This window comes from Sphingobium sp. Leaf26 (assembly GCF_001421665.1).
Classification (GTDB): Bacteria; Pseudomonadota; Alphaproteobacteria; order Sphingomonadales; family Sphingomonadaceae; genus Sphingobium.
In genome coordinates this window covers 36,226-57,298 of sequence record NZ_LMKV01000004.1, presented here as the reverse complement: position 1 = coordinate 57,298, position 21,073 = coordinate 36,226, and the positions used below count along the sequence as shown (strand labels likewise).

Genomic DNA, 21,073 nt, shown 5'->3' with positions numbered 1-21,073 from the left:
TCAGACCAAAGTATAGCGATAAAAATAGGCGAATCAGCGTGATTCCGGTCTTGTCACACCCGATTCGCCGAGTTGGGCGTCGATTTGCGCGACAAGCCGGTCGAGATCGGCCTGATTCGTGGATTCGGCGCGGGCGACCAATGCCGCCTCGGTATGGGAAGCGCGCAGCAGCCACCAGCCGTCGCCGGACCGCACCCTGACTCCGTCTATGGTGCAGATATCGGCGCCGTCCTGCTCCAGCCGGGCGAGAATCTCCGCGACCACGGCGAACTTGCGGGAGTCCGCGATCGGGAACCGCCATTCCGGTGTGATGACGGTCGCAGGCATGGCGTCATGCAGCGCGGTGACGCTCCGCCCCAGCGACCCGACGGCGCGGATCAGGCGGACGGCGGCGTAAAGGCCATCGTCATAGCCGGGATAATCGTCGGCAAAAAAGAGATGGCCGCTGGTCTCCCCGCCGAGCGGGCTGCCAATCTGCTTCATTCTGGATTTGATATGGCTGTGCCCGGTCTTCCACATGTCGGGCTGGCCACCCAGCGCGGCGATGCGGTCGAAGACGGTCTGGCTGGCCTTCACATCGCCGACGATTCTGCCACCGGGGCGGTTTTTCAGCACGACTTGCGCGAACAGGCCGAGAAGCTGGTCGCCCGGCAAGGTGCGGCCAAGGCTGTCGATCACGCCGATCCGGTCGCCATCGCCATCGAAAGCCACACCGAAATCGAGCTGTTTGTCCCGGACGAGCGCGCGCAGATCGGCCAGATTCCGATCATCGGAAGGATCGGGATGATGGTGGGGGAAATGACCGTCTATATCGGTGAAGAGCAGATGATGCTCACCGGGGAGCAATTGCGCCAGTCTCTCCACCACCGGGCCGGCGGCGCCATTGCCCGCGTCCCAGCCGATGCGGCAGGCCGGGCCGTCGAATCCCTGCACCAGCCGCGCGGCATAGGCGTCCATGATGGCGACCGTTTCGACCTGCCCCACGCCAGAGTCCCAGTCGCCCGACGCCGCCATGACGCCCAGGGCCTGGATATCCGCGCCGAAAAAGGGCGCATGACCCTTCACCAGCTTGAAGCCATTCTGGTCGCCGGGATTATGGCTGCCGGTTATCTGGACGCCGCCGTCCACCTGGCTCGTCGATTCGGCATGATATAGCATCGGCGTCGGGCCAAGGCCGATGCGCAGCACGTCGATTCCGCTGTGCGTCAGCCCCTCGATCAGCGCGGATTCCAGCATTGGCGAACTCAGCCGGCCATCATAGCCGACCGCGATTCGCTGGCCGCCCGAGCGCGCGATCACCGTGCCGAAGCTGCGCCCCAGCGCCCAGGCATCGGCCGCATGCAGCGTGTCCCCGACCCGGCCGCGCAGATCATAGTCGCGCAGCAGGGTCGGGTGGAAATGGTGGCTCACCGCTGCTTCTGGTCTGCGAGCAGCAGGTCGCGGGCGGCGTTGATCTGCGCCGCCAGCGCTTCGGTGCCGCCCTTGTCGGGATGGACCGACGCGATCAGGCGGCGATGGGCGGCGCGGATCGCCTTTGCATCGGCATCGGGCGACAGGCCCAGCAAAGCACGGGCCTTCGCCACGTCATCAGCGCGCGGCGGGGATGGCGGAACGGCGGTTTTGCGGGCTTTCGCCCTGGCCTTGATATTGCCCTGCCTGGCGAAGAAGAGCGCGGCCCCGATCAGCAGCGGGGCGCCGATCACCGGCTTGCCCTTGGCCGCCAGGACCGCACCCACCAGCGCCGCGCCCAACGCCATGCCATCCTTTGCCGTCATGCGTTGCAGCTTTCCCGTCCAGATCAGCCAGATCGCAACCGCGGCGATCAGGAGCGTCAGCCCACCCATCAGGCGGCGCCGAGCAGGTCCAACGCGCCGGTCCCCTCAAGGGTCGGCAGCGCAAGGCCCGACACCATTTCGCGCAGTTCCTGCCGGGCCGCGATGTGGCTGACGCCCAGTTCGCCCAGATGCCCCTTGTCGAGCAGGGTGAGGCCCGAAGGAAACAGCTCGCGGAAGATGACACGTTCCGAAAGGCCCGGAATCACGCGGAACCCCACGCGGCGGGAGAGTTCCATCAGCGCATCCCCGACCCGCTTCTTGTTGCGGGCGTCATGATGCTGGACACGGTTGCGCAGCACCACCCAGTCGATGGTGACGCCATCGACCTTCGCCCGCGCCTTGCGCGCGTCGAAGATGAGTTCGGAATAGAAGGACGGGCTGCGCACCTTGAAGGTTTCCGGATCGACCTGGCCGATGAGGTCGAAATCGACGAAGCTGTCGTTCATCGGCGTGACCAGCGTGTTGGCGTGCGGGGCCAGGTGGCGGGCATAGATATCGTCGCGGCCCGGCGTGTCGACCACCAGATAGTCGTTGCCGAGCGCAAGCGAAATCACCTGATCGTCCAGCGCGGCGATGCTGTCGCCGGTGAACACGTCGAACGCCGGCATGGGCAGGTCGATGCCGCGCCGCCTGGCGGTTTCCTGCCGATTTTCCATATAGCGGGTGACGGTGCGCTGGCGCGGATCGAGGTCGATCAGGCCGACCTTGTGACCAAGCGCGGACAGGGCGATGGCGGTATGGACCGCCGTGGTCGACTTGCCGGTCCCGCCTTTTTCATTGGCGAAGACGATAAGATGCGGCTGCGGATTGCCCATTGGCCCCAGTAAACCCCGTTGATTGTCGCAATGCGTGTTGACGGTCGCGCCGGCACGAGCCTAGCAGGACAGCCATAGGATTTTGCCCTTATCGGAGCCGTGACTTCCGTGCAAATATTGCGTGACCTGCCCGCCCTTCGTGCCGCCGTCGATATGCTGAAAAGCGACGGAAAGCCTGTGGTACTGGTGCCCACGATGGGCGCATTGCATGACGGGCACATGGCATTGGTCGAGGAAGGGCGGCGGCATGGGCGGCATGTGGTCGTGTCGATCTTCGTCAATCCCCGGCAGTTCGGCCCGAACGAGGATCTGGATGCCTATCCCCGGCGGGAGGCGAAGGACGCGCAGATGTTGCAGGCGGTGGGCGTCGATATCCTCTGGGCGCCGAGCGTCGATGGGATGTACCCGGCCGGATACGCCACCAATATCCGGGTGTCGGGGATCAGCGACGGGCTGGACGGGGCGGCGCGGCCGGGCCATTTCGATGGCGTGGCGACGGTGGTGACCAAGCTGTTCAACCAGGTGCGCCCCGACGTCGCGATATTCGGCGAGAAGGATTATCAGCAGTTGGCCGTGATCCGCCGCTTCGTCGCGGACCTCGACATTCCGGTCGAGATTATCGGCCTGCCGACGCAGCGGGCCGAGGACGGCCTCGCCCTCTCCTCCCGCAACGCCTATCTCAGCGACGACGAGCGCAAGGCGGCGCTGGCCCTGCCCCGTGCGCTGGGCGAGGCGAAGCGGCAGATCGAAAAGGGCGACCCGGTCGAGCGGGCGCTGGCCAGGGCGATCGCCACGCTGGCGGCCCATGGCTTTGACCCGATCGACTATGTGACGCTGTGCGACGCGGCCACGCTGGAACCGATGATCGTGCTGGACCGGCCTGCCCGGCTGCTGGGTGCGGCCAGGCTGGGCAAGACACGGTTGATCGACAATATCGCGGTCGATCCGACCTGAGTCACGCCAGCCGTTTCCAGATGATGCAGGCGGCCACGCACAGGCCGATCACCGCCCAGCCTTCCCATGTTCTGGGGCCATAGCCCCAACCCATGCGCTTGGGACCAAACCATAAGCGAGGATGGTTCATCGGGTCTGCTCCATGGATGACGCTTAACTTCGCACTTTTCCCGCAGATTGCGACATTCTATTGCGCGGGGTTGATCCTATTCGTGCCTCTGTCGCACGCCCCCACCCTACAGGTCGCGCGCGCTGTAGGACAGGCAAAAGCCTCAAAAAGGCTTCACGATCACGGCGATGACGATGACCGCGGCGGCGACGCCGGGGATTTCGTTCAGCATCCGCAACTGCCTGTCGCTGAGCGGGCGTTCGCCCCGCGCCAGCTTCCTGGTGTAGCTCGCGATCCAGCCATGATAGCCGGACAGGGCCAGGACGAAGAGCAGCTTCAGGTGGAACCAGCCGAAGCTCCAGGCACCGATTTCCACCATCAGCATCAGGCCGAAGAGCCAGACCAGGACCAGCGAGGGATTGAGGATGATTTTGAGCAGCCGCCCTTCCCGCTCGATCCACCGCTTGTCTTCCGGCGATCCGGGCACGGTTTCCTGATGATAGACGAAGAATCGCGGCATCATGAACAGCCCCGCCATCAGGAAGATGACGAAGATGACATGGGCAGCCTTCACCCAGAGATAGGCGACACCAAGATAGGCCATCAGTCGCGGACTCCTTCCTTTCGCACATAGCTAAGGAGCGCTTCGACATGTGCAATGGGGGTGTCGGGCAAAATGCCATGGCCCAGGTTCATGATATGGGGCCGGTCGGCAAAGGCGGCGCGGATCCTGTCGACCGCCTCCTCGACCGGCCGACCGCCCGCGATCAGTGCCAGCGGATCGAGATTGCCCTGCACGGGCATGCCGGCGGGTAGCGCGGCATTGGCCCAGTGCGGGTCGATCGTTTCATCGACGCCCACGGCATCGACGCCGGTCTGCGCCGCATAGTCGGCCAGTTTCGCGCCGGCCCCTTTGGGGAAACCGATCACCGGAATATCGGGATGAAGCGCCTTCACCCGCGCGACGATCCGCCTGTTCGGCTCGATGACCCAGCGCTGGAATTGCAGCGGCGACAGGCTGCCGGCCCAACTGTCGAACAGTTGGACGGCCTCCACGCCGGCTTCGATCTGGCCGCAGAGGTAGATGACGGTGGCGTCGATAATGGCGTCGATCAGCGCGGCGAAGCGGTCCGGTTCCTGATAGGCCATGCGGCGGGCCAGCCCATGATCCTTGCTGCCCTGCCCCGCCACCATATAGGTCGAAATGGTCCAGGGACTGCCCGCAAAGCCCAGGAAGGTGACGCTGGGGTCCAAAGCCGCCTTCACCTGCCGCACCGTCTCGTAGATGGCCTCGAAGCGGCTGAAATCGGGTGTCAGCGCGGACAGGTCCGTTTCGGCGAGGATCGGGGCGAGGCGGGGGCCTTCGCCGGCCTCGAACCAGAGATCCTGTCCCATGGCATAAGGGACGATCAGGATGTCGGAAAAGAGGATCGCGCCGTCGAAGCCGAAACGACGCAGCGGCTGGAGCGTGACTTCGGCGGCGGCGGCGCTGTCATAGACGAGTTCGAGGAAGCCGCCCTTGTCCGCCCGCAACGCCCGATATTCGGGAAGATAGCGGCCGGCCTGGCGCATCAGCCAGATGGGCGGTGACTGACGCGGCATGGCGGGACGATCCCCTTTGAGCACGGCCAGGAGCGGCTTGTCCGTCAGGCGCACCGGAGCGTCTTCGCGCATCACATTCTCTCTTATTATTTAGATTCAAGGGATGATGGAGATAGTAGGTCGGTTGGCAGCGGGGTTTATGCGCTGTGCCCGCTTTTGCCAACATGTTGACTCGCGGGAGTCACGGAAGTCGTGGCGAGTCAGAGTCTCTATCCCCGTTACCCACAGGCTGTGGATGGAATCGGGGGCCTGTTGGGGGCCTGTGGATAAGATTCCGGTCAGTGGGGACGGGAAAAGCCGCTCAACTTATCCACAATTTCATCCCTTGCTTTATCCACAGGGCTCCAACAGAGATGTCCCCATGGCGCGCATCCACCTGCATCTTCTGTCTGACTCCACCGGCGAAACGCTGGAGAATATCGCCAAGGCGGCGATCGGGCTGTTCGAAAATGTCGAGGCGATCCGCCATTTCTGGCCGATGGTGCGATCCGAAGTGCATCTGGACCGGATCATGGAGGAGATCAGCGCCAATCCGGGGCTGGTGCTGTTCACGCTCACCAATCATATGCTGCGACGCCGGCTGGAAACGCGCTGCCGCGCGCTCGGCCTGCCCCATGTCGCGGCGCTGGACAGCGTGGCCGACGCGCTGTCCAACATATTGGGGCAGGAGACCCGCACCCGGCCGGGGCGCAAACATATATTGGACGAGGCCTATTTCGCCCGGATCGAGGCGATCCAGTTCACGATTGCCCATGATGATGGCGTGGGGCATGAAAATTGGGAAGAGGCCGACATATTGCTGGCCGGCGTGTCGCGCGCGTCCAAGACGCCGACGTCCATCTACCTTGCCAATCGCGGATACAAGACCGCCAATATCCCGCTGGTGCCGGAATCGCCGCCGCCGCGCAGCCTCTACAGGCTGAAGCATCCGATGGTCGTCGGCCTGACCGTCAGCCCGGAGCGGCTGATCCAGATCCGGCGCAACCGGCTGCTGTCGCTTAATCAGGCGCCTGAAACCGCCTATGTCGACAATGAGAAGGTGCAGGAGGAACTGGCCTTCGCCCGGCGCATGTTCGCCGACAATGGCTGGCCGGTGATCGACATGACCCGCCGGTCGATCGAGGAAGCGGCCGCCGCCATCATCAACCTGTTCAACGACCGCGAACTGGCGGAAGGGCATGAGATATGATCGTACTGGCGTCGCAAAGTGCCAGCCGCCAGGCGTTGCTGAGCGCGGCGCAGGTGCCGTTCGAGGCATTGTCGCCCGGCGTGGACGAGGACGCGGCCAAGGAGGCGCTGCGCGCCGACGGGCTTGACGCGCGGGCGCTGGCCGATGCGCTGGCGGAGTTGAAGGCGCTCAAGGTGTCGCGTCGGGTGCCCGGTGCGCTGGTGCTGGGATGCGACCAGACCCTCAGCATCGGTGAGGGCGAAGACCGGGGCGAGATGATCGACAAGGCGGTCGATCGGGCGGATGCGACACGAATCCTGCGCCTGCTGTCGGGCCGGGTACATCATTTGCACAGCGCGGCGGTGATCGTTCTGAACGGCGAGCCGATCTGGCGGCATGTCGAGCGGGTGCGGATGACGGTGCGGCCTTTGTCCGACGCCTTCATCCAATCCTATCTGGATGCCGACTGGGACGAACTGCGCTGGTGTGTGGGCTGTTACCGGATCGAGGGGCCGGGGGTGCAGTTATTCAGCAAGGTCGAGGGAAGCCAGTTCGCGATTCAGGGCCTGCCCTTGCTGCCTTTGCTTGACTTTCTGCGCGTGCGCGGCGTTTTGGCGGCATGAGCGACGCCCTCCCCTACGCTGAAGTGATCGGTGATCCGATCGCGCACAGCAAATCCCCGCTGATTCACAATTTCTGGCTGAACGCGCTGGATATCGAGGCGGAATATAGGAAGACCCATGTGACGCCGGACGGGCTGGCCGCCTATTTCCTGATGCGGCGGAGCGATCCCGACTGGCTGGGGTGCAACGTCACCATCCCGCACAAGATGGCGGTGATGGATTTCGTCGACGATCCGGGGGGCGTGCGGGAACGGATCGGCGCGGTCAACACCATCGCCAGCGAGATGGGCGGGCCGCTGATCGGCACCAATACCGATGCGGGCGGATTCCTCCAGCCGCTGCTGCGCGACATGTGGAAGGGCAGGAGCGCCGTGATCCTCGGTACGGGCGGCGCGGCGCGGGCGATCCTGTTCGCGCTGGCCAGTCTGGGCGTGCCGGAGTTGACCATCATGGCGCGCGACCTGGCCAAGGGGCAGGCGCTGCTGGATCATGGCGGGACGAAGGGCCGCGTGATCGGCATGGGCGATGTGCTGCCGGCCGCCGATCTGCTGGTCAATTCGACGTCGCTCGGCATGGTGGGTCAGCCGGGGCTGGACCTGGACCTGACGCCGCTGCGCGAGGGGGCGACCGTCTATGACATCGTCTATGCGCCGCTGGAGACGGGCCTGCTCAAGGCGGCGAAGGCGCGGGGGCTCAAGACGCTTGATGGCCTCGAAATGCTGATCGGGCAGGCGGCGCTGGCCTTCGATATCTTCTTCGATGCGCAGGCGCCGCGTGAACTGGACGCGGAACTGCGCGCGCTGCTGCTCGCTGCCGAAGATTAAGGGGGGGGCGAGGATTAAGGGCCGATTGATGAAGGTCTACGGCCTCACCGGGTCGATCGGCATGGGCAAGTCGGCGGTGGCGGCGATGTTGCGGCGCGAGGGCGTGCCGCTGTTCGACGCGGATGCCGAGGTTCACCGGTTGCAGGCACCGGGCGGCGCGTTGCTGCCCGCGATCGAGGCGCTCTTTCCCGGCACGACCGGGCCGAAGGGGCTCGACCGGGCCAGGCTGGGTGCGGCGGTGTTCGGCGATCCCCAGGCGCGCAAGGCGCTGGAGGCGATCGTCCATCCGGCGGTGCAGGCCGCCCGCGCGCGATTCCTGCGCCGGCACCGGTCGCGCAGATTCGTGGTGCTCGACATTCCGCTGTTGTTCGAGACGGACGGGCAAAGGCGGCTGGACGGCGTGATCGTCGTCACTGCGCCGGCATGGAAACAGCGCCTGCGAGTCCTGGCGCGGCCGGGCATGACCGCAAAAAAATTCCGCCAGATCGTCCATCTGCAAACGCCGGATGCTGAAAAGCGGCAACGGGCAAACTATATCATCCATACGGGAACGACATTCACCGATACCCGTGCACAGGTGCGCCGACTGGTCGCTTGCCTTGGCACGAAGACAGGTGGATAAGGGTTGGCCCACAGAGTCGAATGAAGAGGGCAATGCGCGAGATTATTTTCGATACCGAAACGACGGGGTTCGACCCGGCATCCGGCGACAGGCTGGTCGAGATCGGCTGTATCGAACTCATCAATCGCGTACCCAGCGGCCGGACCTTCCACGCTTATTATCATCCAGAGCGGGACATGCCGGCCGCCGCTTATAATGTGCATGGCCTGTCGGCCGATTTCCTGGCCAAATATCCCGTCTTCGCCAAGGGCGCGGCGGACCTGCTCGCTTTTCTGGAGGACAGCCCGCTGGTCGCGCACAATGCGCGGTTCGACTTCGGATTCCTCAATCACGAACTGAAATCATGCGGCCTGCCCGACGTGTCGATGGATCGCATGATCGACACGGTGGCGATCGCGCGTACCCTGCATCCGGGCGCCAAGCACAGCCTGGACGCGCTCTGCACCCGGTACGGCATCGACCGCAGCCATCGCGTCAAGCATGGCGCGCTGCTCGACGCGGAACTGCTGGCGCAACTCTATATCGAACTGACCGGCGGCCGGCAGATCGGCCTAGGTCTGGCACAGGAGGAAGACAAAGAGTTCGGCGGGGTGGAACTGACGGCATCAACCGTGGTTCGCCCTGTTCGTCCCGCGCGGGTCTTTGCGGCCAGCGCGGCGGAGCTGGAGCGGCATGCAGCGTTCGTCGCGACGCTGAAAGAGCCGCTCTGGCACCAGGAGGCATAGACCGTACTGGCCTATGCCCTCCATGCCCACCGGATGCTTTTCCGGCATCCGGCAAAAATAAGGAGAAGGCATATGGATATTCGTGTTTCCGGACATCAGGTCGAAACGGGCGAGGCGCTCAAGAGCCATGTCGCCGAACGACTGGAGGCGATGGCCGAGAAATATTTTTCCCGCACGCTTTCCGCCCAGGTGACCTTTCGCAAGGCGCCGCACGGCGCCTTCCACTGCGACATCGTCTGCCATGTGATGACCGGCCTGATCCTGAAGGGCGCCGGCGAGGCGCAGGAGGCGCATCCCGCCTTCGACCAGGCATCCGAAAAGATCGAAAAGCAGTTGCGCCGCTATATGCGCCGGTTGAAAGACCGCAGCATCCAGACGGCGGCGGCAGAAGCGCAGCGGGCCAGCGGCTATAGCGTCGATGACATTGACGGCGCAGGCTATACCATCTTCGCGGGTAACGCCGAGGAAGAGGAGGAAGCCGCCGACGCGCCGCTGATCGTGGCGGAAACCCGCGTCGACATTCCCGAAGCCAGCGTGTCGGACGCGGTGATGATGCTGGACCTGCGCAACACCAATGCGCTGCTGTTCCTCAATGCCGGGACGGCGGCCTACAACATGGTCTATCGCCGGCATGACGGCACCATAGGCTGGGTGGAACCGCGCGGCTGACGGTGGACATGGCGACCGGGTTGGAAACATGCCGGCCCGGTCGCTTCTGATCCAGGTCCCGGCCGCCTGTTGACCTGATGGTGCAGGCGGCTTATGGGGCCGGGCTTTCATTGTCCGGGGAAAAGCGCGAAGATTTCGCCCGCGCGGCTCGGCCGTTTCGGATTTATCATGGTCAACTTCAACGACATCGTTTCCGCCGATGCGCTCGCCACGGGCCTGTCGGCGAACGGCAAGAAAGCGCTTTTCCAGAAGATCGCCACCCTGGCCGCCTGCGCCTATGATCTGGACGCGGACGAGGTGGGCGACGCCCTGTTCGAACGGGAGCGGCTGGGGTCGACCGGCTTCGGCGGCGGCGTGGCCATTCCCCATGCCAAGATTGCAGGGCTGGACAAGATGTGCGGCGTGGTCGTGCTGCTGGACCAGGCCGTGCCGTTCGACGCGGTGGACGATGCGCCGGTCGATGTCGTCTTCGCCCTGCTCTCGCCGGTCGATAGCGGCGCCGAGCATCTCAAGACGCTGGCGCGCGTGTCGCGCTATCTGCGTGACGAGAGTCAGGTGGTGCGTCTGCGCGGCGCGCAATCGACCGAGGCGCTGCATGCGCTGCTGGCGGGCGGCGGGGCACGTGACGCTGCCTGAGCCTATGAGCGGCGAGGCGGCGCATTTCCGCGCGCTGGAAAATCTCTATCGCTCCGCGCCGATCAACCGGCTGTTCCGGTCAGACCTGACGATCAGCGAGCCGGGCCGGTCGGTCATCGACTTCGACGTCGATGAAAGCCAGTTTCATGCGGCCGGCGCCGTGCATGGCACCGTCTATTTCAAGATGCTGGACGATGCGGCCTTCTATGCCGCCAACAGCCTGGTCAGCGATCGCTTCCTCCTGACCACCGCCTTCAATCTGCTCTTTACCCGGCCGATCGGTCCCGGCCGAATCCGTGCCGAGGGGCGCTGGATCAGCGGCAAGCGCCGGGTCTATGTCGCCGAAGCGAGCCTGATCGACGCGGACGGCGAGGAGGTCGGTCGCGGCACCGGCACCTTCATGCGCTCGCAATTCCCGCTCTCTTCGTTGCCCGGCTATGGCCGCTGACGCCCGGCTCACCAGCGCCATGCTGGTGGGCGCGCTCAGGCGCCGAGTGGGGGCCGCTGGCGGTTTTGCCACCATCCTGCGCAAGGGCGACGAAATGAGCGGTGTGATTCTCGTTCAGACGCTTGAAAAAGGGCAGTTTTCCGGTCTTTTCGAGCGGGTGTCGAACTTTGACGGCGGTCATGCGTTATTGCGCTGTGGTCCTTCCCCTGATGAGGGGATGGAAGCCCTGGACGCCTATATGGCGCGGCGGCACAGGTCGGACCCCGACCTGTGGATCGTGGAACTCGACGTCGCGGAAGCGGAACGGTTTGCCGTGGAAACACTCTGCTGATCGTTGACACATCGTCATGGTTTCGGCACAGGCCCCCCACGCCAACGCGCAGGTTGCCGAATTCGCCCATCGGGGGGCGGGGCCGGTAAACACGCAGACGGGGGGCGGCCGAACGTCAGAGAATATGGTTTAAAACGACGTTTCCGGCCAAGAACCGCATGATTTTGAGCCGTAATGAGTTTTCGTCTGAAAGCTGCCCTGATGGCAGCCTTTGCCCTGTCCGCCGCCGCTGCGGTCACGGCTTCCGATATGTCGATCGCCGGTGAGTCGGTCGCTTCGGTCACGTCTCTTCCGCAGGCTTTCCCTGCGACTGCATCGACCAGCCCTCAGGCTGCCGTTATTTTCTCCACGCCGCGCGAAGTGTCGCAGCCGCTGGAGTCGGCCAACAAGGCCCCCACCGAATTTTCCACCGATAGCGACGCGCAGGCCACCAGCCTCGCTGCTCTGGTCGACGCCCAAGGCGCGCCCGAGGAGCTGGACGGCGACATGAAGTGCCTGGCCGGCGCCGTCTATTTCGAATCCAAGGGCGAAAGCCTGGAAGGCCAGCTGGCCGTCGCGCGCGTGATCATCAACCGCGCCAAGTCCGGTCGTTTCGCCAGCAGCCTGTGCGGCGTCGTCTACCAGCCGAGCCAGTTCAGCTTCGTGCGCGGCGGCGGCATGCCCCCGGTTCGTATCGACAGCCGTAGCTGGCGGCAGGCCGTCGCCATCGCCCAGATCGCGACGAACGATAGCTGGGACAGCCGCGCGGAAGGCGCGCTCTTCTTCCACGCCCGCCGCGTTTCGCCGGGCTGGGGCAAGGCCAAGCTGGCGATGATCGACAATCATATCTTTTATCGTTGAGGATCGGGCGCGGTAACGCGCCGGTCTGCGATGGCGAAACTTTGTGAGGCCGGTTCGGTTTGTCCGAATCGGCCTTTTCATATGTTCCTGTCTTGTTCTAAGGTGGCGGGATGAGTAGTGCCCCGATCGACGTCTGTTCGCCCCTGACCGACGGTACCGCGCTGGCGGTGGCGCGCGGCACGCTGCGGCTCTTCTTCCGCCACGACATGAGCGGGATATTGGAAGTGCCGCTGCCCAACGGGCGCCGGGCGGACATCATGGCGATCGACGGGGCCGGGCGGCTGACCATCGTGGAGATAAAGTGCAGCAGGGCCGACCTGCTGGGCGACATGAAATGGCCGGACTATTTCGACTATTGCGACCGCTATTATTGGGCGGTGCCGGCGGGGTTCGACCTGGCCCTGTTCGACAGCGAAGCGCTGTGGCCGACCCGCACCGGGCTGATCGTCGCGGACCAATATGATGCCGAACTGGTGCGCCCTGCCCCGGTGGAGCCGCTGGCGGCGGCGCGGCGCAAGGCGGAGACGCTACGCTTCGCCCGGCGCGCCGCACGGCGGTTGACGGCGCTCGGCGACCCGGATCATGCTGCGGAGATCGGCTGGTAGGCCAGCCATTCTTTGCAACAGGGAGCAAGATGCGGTCCCATCTGGAATTTCGATCCGGGGCATTATGCGATCCGCCCGGTACGGCGCTGCCTGGCGAATTGCTGGCGCGGCAGCTTGTCCTCGGCCTGCCCGCCCACGGCTATCGCATAAGGACGGCGGTGGCCGAGGATTGGGGATGGTGCGTGGCGCTGGAGAATCCCGGCTTTGCGCTGTGGATCGGCTGCGGCGCGCTGGCTGCCTGTGACGACGGGCATTTGTGCTTCATCCACCCGTCGAAACCGCGGGTGTGGCGCTGGCTGGGCCGGGTCGATGCGAGCGAGACGGTGGAGCGGCTGGCGGGCGCACTGGAAAGCTGCGTCTTGCGCAGCGGCGTCGCCCATCATCTGCGCTGGTGGAGCGAGGATGAGGTGAAGGCCGGGCGTTAGGCTATATCGGCGATCGGATGGCGGCGTGAGGCTAGAGCATTTTCGAAGCAGATGGCATCATCTTCTGGCTCGGAAAATGCGGAAAACAAAAGATAATCAGGGCATAATCTGATCCTGTATGATCGGAACATGCTCTAGCAATATAGGCAACATCATCCTCAACCGGGTTCAGGATTCATCGCGCCCCCATGCACCGTGGGTCTCGCGCGCGCTGCGTTAAATCCGATGCAGGTCGCGCGCTCCAGTTTTTTGTTTTCGCATCATTTTAAGCGAAAAACCGGTGCCCACTTTTCCGCACGATGCTCCAAGGCGGAGAAAGGGATGCTGAACCAGGTTCAGCATGACGGGCAATGGTCGAGTGTCAGCCTGGCGCAGACTCAGAATACCGGACCCTGCACCGGCCCCTTGGGCGCGGCGGTCGTCTTGGCGGCGTCCAGCGCTTCGGTGAGGCCGGGGGTGCGGCCGTCGCGCTGCGCATAGTCGCGCGCGGACATGCCGGCGATGCTGTCACGCTTGTCGGGGCTGGCGCCCTGCGCCACCAGCAGGCGGACGATGCCCACGTCGCGGAGCTGCACCGCGCGGATCAGCGGGGTTTCGCCGCTGCCATTCACCTTGTCGACCTGCGCCTTGTAGCTGAGCAGGGTGCGCACCCCTTCTTCGAACCGGCCCTGCACCGCGTCCATCAACGGGGTATTGCCGTCATTGTCGGTCAGGTTGGGATTGGCACCCTTGGCCAGCAGGAAGGTCAGCCAGGTGGCGTCGCGGCGGGCGACGATGAAGTGCAGCGCATTTTCGCCGGTGGACACGTCGCGGCTGTTGATGACGGTGGAGCCGGGCTTTTGAATGAGGTCGGTGACTTTCTGCCCGTCCTTGTCCTTCACCGCCTTCAGGAAATTATAATTGTCGGAAAACTGGGCCTGCGCCGGAGCGGGCGTCAGCAGCGCCATGGAGATCAACCCCAGGAAAGCGGAAAGATACTTGCTCTTCATCATCGGCCCCGTTGCATTGCAAATCATGTCCTAGCAGGGCATGGCTGGCCATGCCATGAACAAAGACGTCGCCATCGCCGCCCTGCCTTATCTGGCTCTGCCTTTCCTTGCCCTGCTGGCTGCCTGTAATATGGGGGCCGGCGGGAACGCATCAAGCGGGGAGAGCGAACAGGGCGAATTGATCGGCGCCCGGATCGGAGCGCCCTTCACCCTGACCAACCAGGACGGCAAGCCGACCAGTTGGGACAGTTTCAAGGGCCAGTATCGGCTGGTCTATTTCGGCTATACCTATTGCCCCGACGTCTGCCCGGTCGACCTGCAACGGATCATGCAGGCGTTCGCGAAGTTCGAGAAGGCCAAACCGGCGCTGGCCGCGAAGGTGCAGCCGATGCTGATCAGCGTCGATCCCGAGCGGGACACGCCAGCCGTGCTGAAAACCTATGTCGCCGCCTTCCACCCGCGCCTGATCGGCCTGACCGGCACGAAAGAGCAGATCGCGAAGGTCGGCAAGGATTTCGTCGTGATCTACAATCCCGAAAAGGGCACGGAAAAGGCGGGCGCGGCGACCGACTATCTGGTCAGCCACAGCCGCACGCCCTATCTGTTCGATGGCGACGGCAAGCCGGTGGCGCTGGTGCCGGTGGATGATCCCGCAACGGCGGATGTGGACGAAGGCGCGCCGGACAAGGTTCTCGCCTTCCTGGAAAAATGGGTCAAGTGACGCACTTCTGGGAAAAACCCCTCGACACGCTCGACAAGGCCGAATGGGAAGCTTTGTGCGACGGCTGTGGCAAATGCTGCCTGCACAAGGCGCAGGATGAGGATACGGGGCGGATCTATCCCACCAACATTGCCTGTCGCCTGCTCGACCGGCACAGCGGCCAATGCAGCAATTACAAGGACCGGCGCAAGTTCGTCCCCGATTGCGTGCGGCTGACCCCGGCCAAGGTGCGGCAAATCGAATGGTTGCCGCGTACCTGCGCCTATCGGCTGCGGGGCGAAGGGCTGCCCCTGCCCGACTGGCATTATCTGGTCTGCGGCGACCGGGAGGCGGTGCATCGCGCCGGCCAGTCGGTGCGCGGCTGGACGGTGGGTGAGGCCGATGCCGGCGACTGGGAAAATCATCTTGTCGACCGCGAAGTCTGAAGGTGGGAAGTCTGAGGCTGGCGCCGCGATCCTGATCGATGGCGTGGCGATGCCGGTGCTGGTGCGCCGGTCGGCGCGAGCGCGGGCCTACCGACTGACGATCGACAGCGCACGCGGGGCGCTGCGCCTGTCGCTGCCGGCGCGGGCGAACCTCAAGAAAGCGCTCGGCTGGGCGCAGGATCATGAAGGCTGGGTGCGCGCGCAGATGGCGAAGCAGCCGGCGATCACCCTGCTGGACCATGGTGCGACCTTTCCGCTGGAGGGGCGCGACATCCTGATTCACTGGGTTGAGGGCGCGACGCGGACGATAAGGCTGGAGGGCGACCGGCTGCTGCTGGGCGGCGCGGCGGAATCGGTCGGCGCGCGGGTGCAGCGCTGGCTGGTGGCGCGGGCGCGGGCGGTGCTGGAGACGGAGAGTCACGAACTGGCGCGCGACCATGGGCTGATCGTTGCGTCGGTGGGCGTGGGCGATACCCGCAGCCGCTGGGGCAGTTGCGCTTCGTCCGGCGCGATCCGCTATAGCTGGCGGCTGATCCTGGCCCCGCCGGCGGTGCGGCGGGCGACGGTGGCGCATGAACTGGCCCATCTGCTGCATATGGACCATAGCCCGGCCTTCCACGCGGCACACAGGCGCATCTATGGCGCCGATCCCCGGCCGGCGCGCGAATGGCTGCGCGTCCATGGCGCGGGGCTGCACCGCTACCGGGCCTGATCGCATGGCACGGCCGAAGAGACGCTATCTGATTGCGACGATGCCGGACGGCTATGTGAAGCGGATCGGGCCGACGGCGGACCCCTTCACCCATTATTGGCGGATCGTGGCGGTGCTGGACAATGGCAAGACCGAAGTGTTCTGGGGCCATACGCGGTCGCTGGCGGAGGCGAAGAAGTTGAAGGGGCCAGCCGGGGACGGCGCGAAGATGCGTGGCTGGAAAAGCTATGTCTTCGAGATTGCCGAGGTGGTGGAGGAGCCGGTTTGAATATCATTGCGTTCGCCGGCCTGCGTCGGGGAACGCTTCATAAAAGTTGGCCGCATCCCATCTTGCTATCAACTCCGATGCGGCCAGGCGCCTGACGCATCGCCGGGGCAGTCATGGTCGGCGTCCTGCCGATAGGGCAGGCCGCAATATTTGCAGGTGGCATAGTCGCCGACCTTGAGGCCATGGCCCACCGCCACCCGTTCGTCGAAGACATAGCAGTCGCCCTGCCAGCGGCTGTCGGCTTCCGGCATTTCCTCCAGATAGCGCAGGATTCCGCCCTTGAGGTGGTAGACGTCATCGAAGCCGCGCGCCTTCACCAGCGCGGTGGATTTTTCGCATCTTATGCCGCCGGTGCAGAACATGGCGATCTTCGGAGTTCGCCCTTGTGCCTTGAGGTCGGCGGCGAAGGCGTCGAACCAGTCGGGAAATTCGCGGAAGGAGCGGGTTTCGGGGTCGATCGCGCGCTCGAACGTGCCGACCGCCACCTCATAGGCATTGCGCGTGTCGATGATGACCGTGTCGGGATCGGCGATCAGGGCGTTCCATTCCGCCGGGTCGAGATGGGTGCCGGCCCGGTTGGCCGGGTCCAGATCGCCCACGCCCAAAGTCACGATTTCCGCCTTCACCTTCACCTTCATCCGGGCGAAGGGCGCGCCGTGCGCATGAGAATATTTGACGTCCATGGCGGCGCAGCCCGGCAGGGTGCGCAGATGGGCGATCAGCGTGGCGATGGCATCGGCGCTGCCGGCCACCGTGCCATTGATCCCCTCCCCCGCCAGGATCAGCGTGCCGCAGGTGTCGAGGTCCGCGCACCGGACGCGCAGGTCGGCGGCGATCGCCGCAGGATCGGCGAAGCGGGTGAAGCAATAGAGGGCGGCGACGGTATGGCTGGACATGGCGCGCCTATAGGGCTTTGCGCCGCCTCTTGAAAGCCGGGGCGGACAGGCGCATAGGCGGTGCATGGTTCCCCTTTCGTTCGCAGGTCAGGCCTTCATGGCGCTGCCCGAGGCCGCGCTCTACTGGCCGGCGCAGCGGGCGCTGCTGGTCGCCGACCTGCATTTCGAGAAAGCGAGCTGGTATGCGCGCTTCGGCCAGTTCCTGCCCCCGCATGACAGCCAGGCGACGCTGGACGTGATCGAGGCGCTGGTCGAGCGGACCGGCGCGCAGGCGGTCTGGTCGCTGGGGGACAGTTTTCATGACGCCGACGGCGCTGCCCGGCTGGACCCGCTGGCGCGCGAAAGACTGTTTTCCCTTACGGAAAAGCTGGACTGGATCTGGATTACCGGCAATCATGATGCTGCTGTCGCGCATATGCCGGGGGGACGTCGGGTCGCAGAGGCGCAGGTCGAGGGGATATGGTTGCGGCATGAGGCGGAAGCGGATGATCCGCGCCCCGAAATTTCCGGCCATTTCCATCCCAAGCTGCGCCTGTCGCTGCGCGGCCGGCATGTGTCGCGACGTTGTTTCGTGGGATCGGCCACCAAGCTGATCCTGCCTGCGCTGGGGGCGCTGACGGGAGGTCTGGATGCGGGCCATGGAGAGATTCGTCGGGCGGTCGGGCCGGGTGCGGCTGCGTTGGTGCCGGTCGCCGACCGATTGCTGCGCTTTCCCTTATCGTAAGCTTCCGTTACGGAATTGCGCATATCCTTTGTTGCTATCCGGCAACATGGCTCCTCTCCCTTGTCCCGCAGATGCGGAAAAAGCGCGGAAAAGTGCGCGAGTCTTGCCATGTCCTTGCTGTGGCAGCATAATCACCACCATTCCGACATGGCGAAAAGCCGTGCGGGCCAGGAGAGGATCGACATCATGACACATAAGAGTCCCTTGCTGACGACCGTGGGTGCGTTGGCGCTGTGCATGGTTGCCCCTGCCGCTCTGGCGCAGGATGCAGCCGCGCCGCAACCGGTCGTGGACGATGGCAGCGCCAACATCATCGTGACCGCCACCCGCCGCGCCAGCCCCCTGTCCGATGTGCCGATCGCGGTGTCGGCGGTGGGCGCGCAGGCGATGCAGAATAGCGGCGCGAGCGACATCCGCACGCTGAACCAACTGGCGCCGTCGCTGCTGGTGTCCTCGACCGGGTCCGAAGCCAATGCGTCCGCCCGTATTCGCGGTATCGGCACGGTGGGCGACAATCCGGGGCTGGAAAGCTCCGTCGCGGTGTTCATCGACGGCGTCTATCGTTCGCGCACCGGCGCGGGCCTCAACGAACTGGGCGAGATCGAACGGGTCGAGGTGCTGCGCGGGCCGCAGGGCACGCTGTTCGGCCGCAATGCCTCGGCAGGCCTCATCAACATCATCAGCAAGGCCCCGGAAAACACATTCCATGCCAAGGGTGAGATCACCTATGGCAATTATGATTATTGGCGGCTGTCGGGGCGTGTCACCGGGCCGATCGCCGATGGCATCGCGCTGTCGCTGGACGGGGTGTGGAGCAAGCGTGACGGTTTCTACAAGCTGGTCGACACCGCCGGCAACAAGGTCGGCGACACCAATGACCGCAACCGCTATTTCCTGCGCGGACAGGCGCTGATCGAGCCGAACGATGCGCTGTCGATCCGGTTGATCGGCGATTATACCAATCGCGACGAAAGCTGTTGCGGCGCGGCCTATGTCGAGGCGCGCGAACGGCGGCCGGCGGCCGGCGGCGGCTATACCGACGCGCCCTTCAACCGGATCGCCGCGATTCTGGCGGGTCAGGGCAGCGTGATCCCGGCCGATCCCTATGATCGCGAACTGCATGTGACGCCAGGCCGCGACTATGTCAGCAAGCTGCGCGACTGGGGCGTGTCGGGCGAGATCAATTATGATTTCGGCGGCGCGAAACTGACCAGCATCACCGCCTATCGCGACTATAAATCCCGCGACTATGGCGATTATGACTATAATGCCGCCGACCTGCTCTATCGCGATCCCAACACCTATCGCCAGTTCAAGACCTTCACGCAGGAACTGCGGTTGCAGGGGTCGGCGTTCAACGACAAGCTCGACTGGCTGGTCGGCGGCTATTACGCCAATGAGCGGCTGACCTTGCAGGACAATATCCGCTTCGGCGCGGATTATGGCCGGTTCGCGGCCTGCCGCCTGATGGCCGGCGCCAGCGTCAACAGCAACCTGACCGCCGGACAACTGGCGGCCTGCGGCAGCGGTCTGGCCACCCAGCCGCTCATCAACGGCACGCAGGCGCAGTTGAACGCCGGACTGACCGCCGCGCTGATCGCGCGGGGCGTGCCCGCTCCGATCGCGGCGGCGCAGGCCGGGGCGATCTCGACGGGCCTTGGCAATGGCCTGCGCGCGCTGTCGGCGATCCCGTCCGGCACTGGCGACGTCGCCTCCCTCTATCGCCAGAAGAGCGAGAACTGGGCACTCTTCACCCATAATATCGTCCACATCACCAATCGGCTCGATCTGACTTTGGGCCTGCGCTATACCCATGAAAGCAAGCGCTTCTCGTCCGATTTCAACAATAATAACGCGACCTGCGCAGCCTTGCAGGCGTCCGGCCTGCCCGGCATCGCCACCAATCCGGCGCTGGGCAGCGCGGCGACGCTGGCCGGCGGCATCCTGACCTTGGGGTGCCTTGGCAACGGATCGACCGGCCTCAACGCGCTGGACCTCAATGACAAGATCAGCGACGGCGAATTTTCGGGTACGGCGGTGCTGTCCTGGAAGCCGATCGACGAATTGCTGCTCTATGGCAGCTATTCCAAGGGGTATAAGGCGGGCGGCTATAATCTGGATCGTTTCCAGTTGGGATCGACCGGTCTCAACGCCATCCCCGCCGTCTTTTCGCCGCGCACCAATGCGGACGTGACCAGCCTGCGCTTCGCGGCTGAAAAGGTCGACAGTTTTGAAGTCGGCCTGAAATATGTGCAGCCCAAATGGAGCGTGAACATCGCCGCCTTCCGGCAGGAGTTCAAGAATTTCCAGCTCAACACCTTCAACGGCACCAGCTTCGTCGTGCAGAATATCAATGGCTGCGACAGCGCATTGAGCGCGGCGCGGACCTGCGATAGCGGCGATGTCGGACCGGGCCTGATCAGCCAGGGTATCGAACTGGAAGCCAGCGTCAGCCCGGCGCGCAATTTCCGCGTGTCCGGCGGCGCGACCTATGCCCGCGCCAAATTCGCCAACCGTCTGGTGGGCAGCGGCGACGGCAGCGTGCCGCTCGATACGGCGCTGTTCCTGCTGCCCGGATCGATCAACAGCAACGCGCCGCAGATGGTGACGACCGCCAGCATGGCGTGGACCCCGGACATCGGTTCGTCGGGCCTGTCCGCGCTCTTCTATGTCGACGGGCGCATGACCAGCGACTTCAACACCGGGTCGGACCTGTTCCCCGAGAAGAATCAGGATGGCTTTGCGGTGGTGAACGCCCGTGTCGGCATTCGCGGGCCGCAGCAGCGTTGGTCGGTGGAATTGTGGGGGCAGAATATCTTCAACCAGAATTACAGCCAGGTCGCCTTCTCCAGCCCGCTCCAGTCGAGCAGTCCCGCCACGTCCACCACCGGCCAGTTCGCGGCCGGCGCGCCGATGGCGAACCAGCTCATCTCCGCCTATCTGGCCGAACCGCGCACCTATGGCATCACTTTGCGCGGGAGTTTCTAGAACGGTCGCCATTCAGTTCTGGCGGCCTGCAAATGGCGACTTGCCGTGCTTCCGGTGCTCACGACCTTAAAGGTCGCTCCGCTCCGGGTCACGACAAGTCACCATTTTCGTCACGCCAT

The 21,073-nt window shown here is 64.6% G+C and carries 27 protein-coding genes; 19 read left to right on the top strand and 8 right to left on the bottom strand.

The genetic code is table 11. The features are described 5' to 3' along the window. Positions 1-33: 33 nt before the first annotated feature. The 3 genes from pgmG to ASE85_RS06470 are packed head-to-tail and all read right to left on the bottom strand — an operon-like array spanning position 34 to position 2,650. Positions 34-1,410, bottom strand: coding sequence for a phosphoglucomutase/phosphomannomutase PgmG (gene pgmG / locus ASE85_RS06480; RefSeq protein ID WP_056685459.1), 1,377 nt, complete (start codon positions 1,408-1,410; stop codon positions 34-36). Further along, a complete protein-coding gene (locus ASE85_RS06475) occupies positions 1,407-1,844 on the bottom strand; it encodes a J domain-containing protein (protein WP_056685456.1) in 438 nt (145 codons plus the stop codon). The genes pgmG and ASE85_RS06475 overlap by 4 nt, the downstream gene beginning before the upstream one ends. Continuing rightward, positions 1,844-2,650: a division plane positioning ATPase MipZ gene (locus ASE85_RS06470; protein ID WP_056685454.1), complete on the bottom strand. Its 807-nt coding sequence runs from the start codon at positions 2,648-2,650 to the stop codon at positions 1,844-1,846. The genes ASE85_RS06475 and ASE85_RS06470 overlap by 1 nt, the downstream gene beginning before the upstream one ends. 108 nt (positions 2,651-2,758) lie before the next feature. Here ASE85_RS06470 and panC point away from each other — a divergent pair, with 108 nt between their 5' ends. Beyond that, positions 2,759-3,604 carry a pantoate--beta-alanine ligase gene (panC, locus tag ASE85_RS06465; RefSeq protein WP_056685451.1) on the top strand — a complete coding sequence of 282 codons (846 nt, stop codon included), beginning with the start codon at positions 2,759-2,761 and terminating at the stop codon, positions 3,602-3,604. Position 3,605: 1 nt separating this feature from the next. Here panC and ASE85_RS24195 read toward each other — a convergent pair whose 3' ends face one another. The 3 genes from ASE85_RS24195 to hemE all read right to left on the bottom strand — a co-directional run bounded on the left by ASE85_RS24195 (position 3,606) and on the right by hemE (position 5,387). After that, positions 3,606-3,734, bottom strand: coding sequence for a hypothetical protein (locus ASE85_RS24195; RefSeq protein WP_268795120.1), 129 nt, complete (start codon positions 3,732-3,734; stop codon positions 3,606-3,608). A 142-nt stretch (positions 3,735-3,876) separates the two neighbouring features. After that, positions 3,877-4,317 (bottom strand): CopD family protein, encoded by a 441-nt coding sequence (locus ASE85_RS06460; RefSeq protein WP_056685448.1) that lies wholly within the window; start codon positions 4,315-4,317, stop codon positions 3,877-3,879. After that, positions 4,317-5,387 (bottom strand): uroporphyrinogen decarboxylase, encoded by a 1,071-nt coding sequence (gene hemE / locus ASE85_RS06455; protein WP_056685445.1) that lies wholly within the window; start codon positions 5,385-5,387, stop codon positions 4,317-4,319. The genes ASE85_RS06460 and hemE overlap by 1 nt, the downstream gene beginning before the upstream one ends. 289 nt (positions 5,388-5,676) lie before the next feature. Between hemE and ASE85_RS06450 the strand changes: the two genes are divergently transcribed. The 12 genes from ASE85_RS06450 (at position 5,677) to ASE85_RS06395 (ending at position 13,231) form a co-directional block, all read left to right on the top strand. Then, positions 5,677-6,504 carry a pyruvate, water dikinase regulatory protein gene (locus tag ASE85_RS06450; RefSeq protein ID WP_056685443.1) on the top strand — a complete coding sequence of 276 codons (828 nt, stop codon included), beginning with the start codon at positions 5,677-5,679 and terminating at the stop codon, positions 6,502-6,504. Beyond that, positions 6,501-7,106, top strand: a complete 606-nt coding sequence (locus ASE85_RS06445; protein WP_056685440.1) for a Maf family protein — start codon at positions 6,501-6,503, stop codon at positions 7,104-7,106. Before ASE85_RS06450 ends, ASE85_RS06445 begins: the two co-directional genes overlap by 4 nt. Next, positions 7,103-7,930 carry a shikimate dehydrogenase gene (gene aroE, locus ASE85_RS06440; RefSeq protein WP_056685437.1) on the top strand — a complete coding sequence of 276 codons (828 nt, stop codon included), beginning with the start codon at positions 7,103-7,105 and terminating at the stop codon, positions 7,928-7,930. The genes ASE85_RS06445 and aroE overlap by 4 nt, the downstream gene beginning before the upstream one ends. A 28-nt stretch (positions 7,931-7,958) precedes the next feature. Next, the gene (gene coaE / locus ASE85_RS06435) at positions 7,959-8,552 is read left to right on the top strand and encodes a dephospho-CoA kinase (protein WP_056685436.1); all 594 of its coding nucleotides are present in this window, start codon (positions 7,959-7,961) and stop codon (positions 8,550-8,552) included. A gap of 32 nt (positions 8,553-8,584) precedes the next feature. Beyond that, entirely contained in the window at positions 8,585-9,277 is a 693-nt protein-coding gene (gene dnaQ / locus ASE85_RS06430; protein WP_056685433.1) for a DNA polymerase III subunit epsilon, read from the top strand. Positions 9,278-9,349: 72 nt separating this feature from the next. Next, entirely contained in the window at positions 9,350-9,946 is a 597-nt protein-coding gene (gene hpf / locus ASE85_RS06425; protein WP_056685429.1) for a ribosome hibernation-promoting factor, HPF/YfiA family, read from the top strand. A 168-nt stretch (positions 9,947-10,114) separates the two neighbouring features. After that, the gene (locus tag ASE85_RS06420) at positions 10,115-10,582 is read left to right on the top strand and encodes a PTS sugar transporter subunit IIA (RefSeq protein WP_056685573.1); all 468 of its coding nucleotides are present in this window, start codon (positions 10,115-10,117) and stop codon (positions 10,580-10,582) included. After that, a complete protein-coding gene (locus tag ASE85_RS06415) occupies positions 10,542-11,030 on the top strand; it encodes a PaaI family thioesterase (protein WP_056685426.1) in 489 nt (162 codons plus the stop codon). Before ASE85_RS06420 ends, ASE85_RS06415 begins: the two co-directional genes overlap by 41 nt. Beyond that, on the top strand, positions 11,020-11,361 hold the full coding sequence (locus tag ASE85_RS06410) for a DUF1491 family protein (protein ID WP_056685423.1): 342 nt from the start codon (positions 11,020-11,022) through the stop codon (positions 11,359-11,361). The genes ASE85_RS06415 and ASE85_RS06410 overlap by 11 nt, the downstream gene beginning before the upstream one ends. Positions 11,362-11,535: 174 nt before the next feature. Next, complete coding sequence (locus tag ASE85_RS06405; protein WP_056685420.1) at positions 11,536-12,201, top strand: cell wall hydrolase; 666 nt, start codon at positions 11,536-11,538, stop codon at positions 12,199-12,201. 110 nt (positions 12,202-12,311) lie between these two features. Continuing rightward, positions 12,312-12,806 (top strand): MmcB family DNA repair protein, encoded by a 495-nt coding sequence (locus tag ASE85_RS06400; RefSeq protein WP_056685417.1) that lies wholly within the window; start codon positions 12,312-12,314, stop codon positions 12,804-12,806. 29 nt (positions 12,807-12,835) lie between these two features. After that, positions 12,836-13,231, top strand: a complete 396-nt coding sequence (locus ASE85_RS06395; protein ID WP_056685413.1) for a hypothetical protein — start codon at positions 12,836-12,838, stop codon at positions 13,229-13,231. Positions 13,232-13,608: 377 nt separating this feature from the next. Here ASE85_RS06395 and ASE85_RS06390 read toward each other — a convergent pair whose 3' ends face one another. Then, positions 13,609-14,220, bottom strand: coding sequence for an ankyrin repeat domain-containing protein (locus tag ASE85_RS06390; RefSeq protein WP_056685570.1), 612 nt, complete (start codon positions 14,218-14,220; stop codon positions 13,609-13,611). Positions 14,221-14,260: 40 nt separating this feature from the next. Between ASE85_RS06390 and ASE85_RS06385 the strand changes: the two genes are divergently transcribed. From ASE85_RS06385 to ASE85_RS06370, 4 genes are read left to right on the top strand one after another with little or no spacing between them, the layout of a single operon-like run. Next, positions 14,261-14,941: an SCO family protein gene (locus ASE85_RS06385; protein ID WP_200928313.1), complete on the top strand. Its 681-nt coding sequence runs from the start codon at positions 14,261-14,263 to the stop codon at positions 14,939-14,941. Further along, positions 14,929-15,366: a YcgN family cysteine cluster protein gene (locus ASE85_RS06380; protein WP_056685410.1), complete on the top strand. Its 438-nt coding sequence runs from the start codon at positions 14,929-14,931 to the stop codon at positions 15,364-15,366. Before ASE85_RS06385 ends, ASE85_RS06380 begins: the two co-directional genes overlap by 13 nt. Continuing rightward, positions 15,323-16,078: a YgjP family zinc-dependent metalloprotease gene (locus ASE85_RS06375; protein WP_082462690.1), complete on the top strand. Its 756-nt coding sequence runs from the start codon at positions 15,323-15,325 to the stop codon at positions 16,076-16,078. The genes ASE85_RS06380 and ASE85_RS06375 overlap by 44 nt, the downstream gene beginning before the upstream one ends. A 4-nt stretch (positions 16,079-16,082) precedes the next feature. Next, the gene (locus ASE85_RS06370) at positions 16,083-16,346 is read left to right on the top strand and encodes a hypothetical protein (RefSeq protein ID WP_056685407.1); all 264 of its coding nucleotides are present in this window, start codon (positions 16,083-16,085) and stop codon (positions 16,344-16,346) included. Between the two features lie 68 nt (positions 16,347-16,414). Here ASE85_RS06370 and trhO read toward each other — a convergent pair whose 3' ends face one another. Next, entirely contained in the window at positions 16,415-17,242 is an 828-nt protein-coding gene (gene trhO / locus ASE85_RS06365; RefSeq protein ID WP_056685404.1) for an oxygen-dependent tRNA uridine(34) hydroxylase TrhO, read from the bottom strand. A 64-nt stretch (positions 17,243-17,306) separates the two neighbouring features. Here trhO and pdeM point away from each other — a divergent pair, with 64 nt between their 5' ends. Continuing rightward, positions 17,307-17,966 (top strand): ligase-associated DNA damage response endonuclease PdeM, encoded by a 660-nt coding sequence (gene pdeM, locus ASE85_RS06360; RefSeq protein WP_056685401.1) that lies wholly within the window; start codon positions 17,307-17,309, stop codon positions 17,964-17,966. Positions 17,967-18,152: 186 nt separating this feature from the next. After that, positions 18,153-20,954 carry a TonB-dependent receptor gene (locus tag ASE85_RS06355; RefSeq protein ID WP_056685561.1) on the top strand — a complete coding sequence of 934 codons (2,802 nt, stop codon included), beginning with the start codon at positions 18,153-18,155 and terminating at the stop codon, positions 20,952-20,954. Positions 20,955-21,073: the final 119 nt, after the last annotated feature.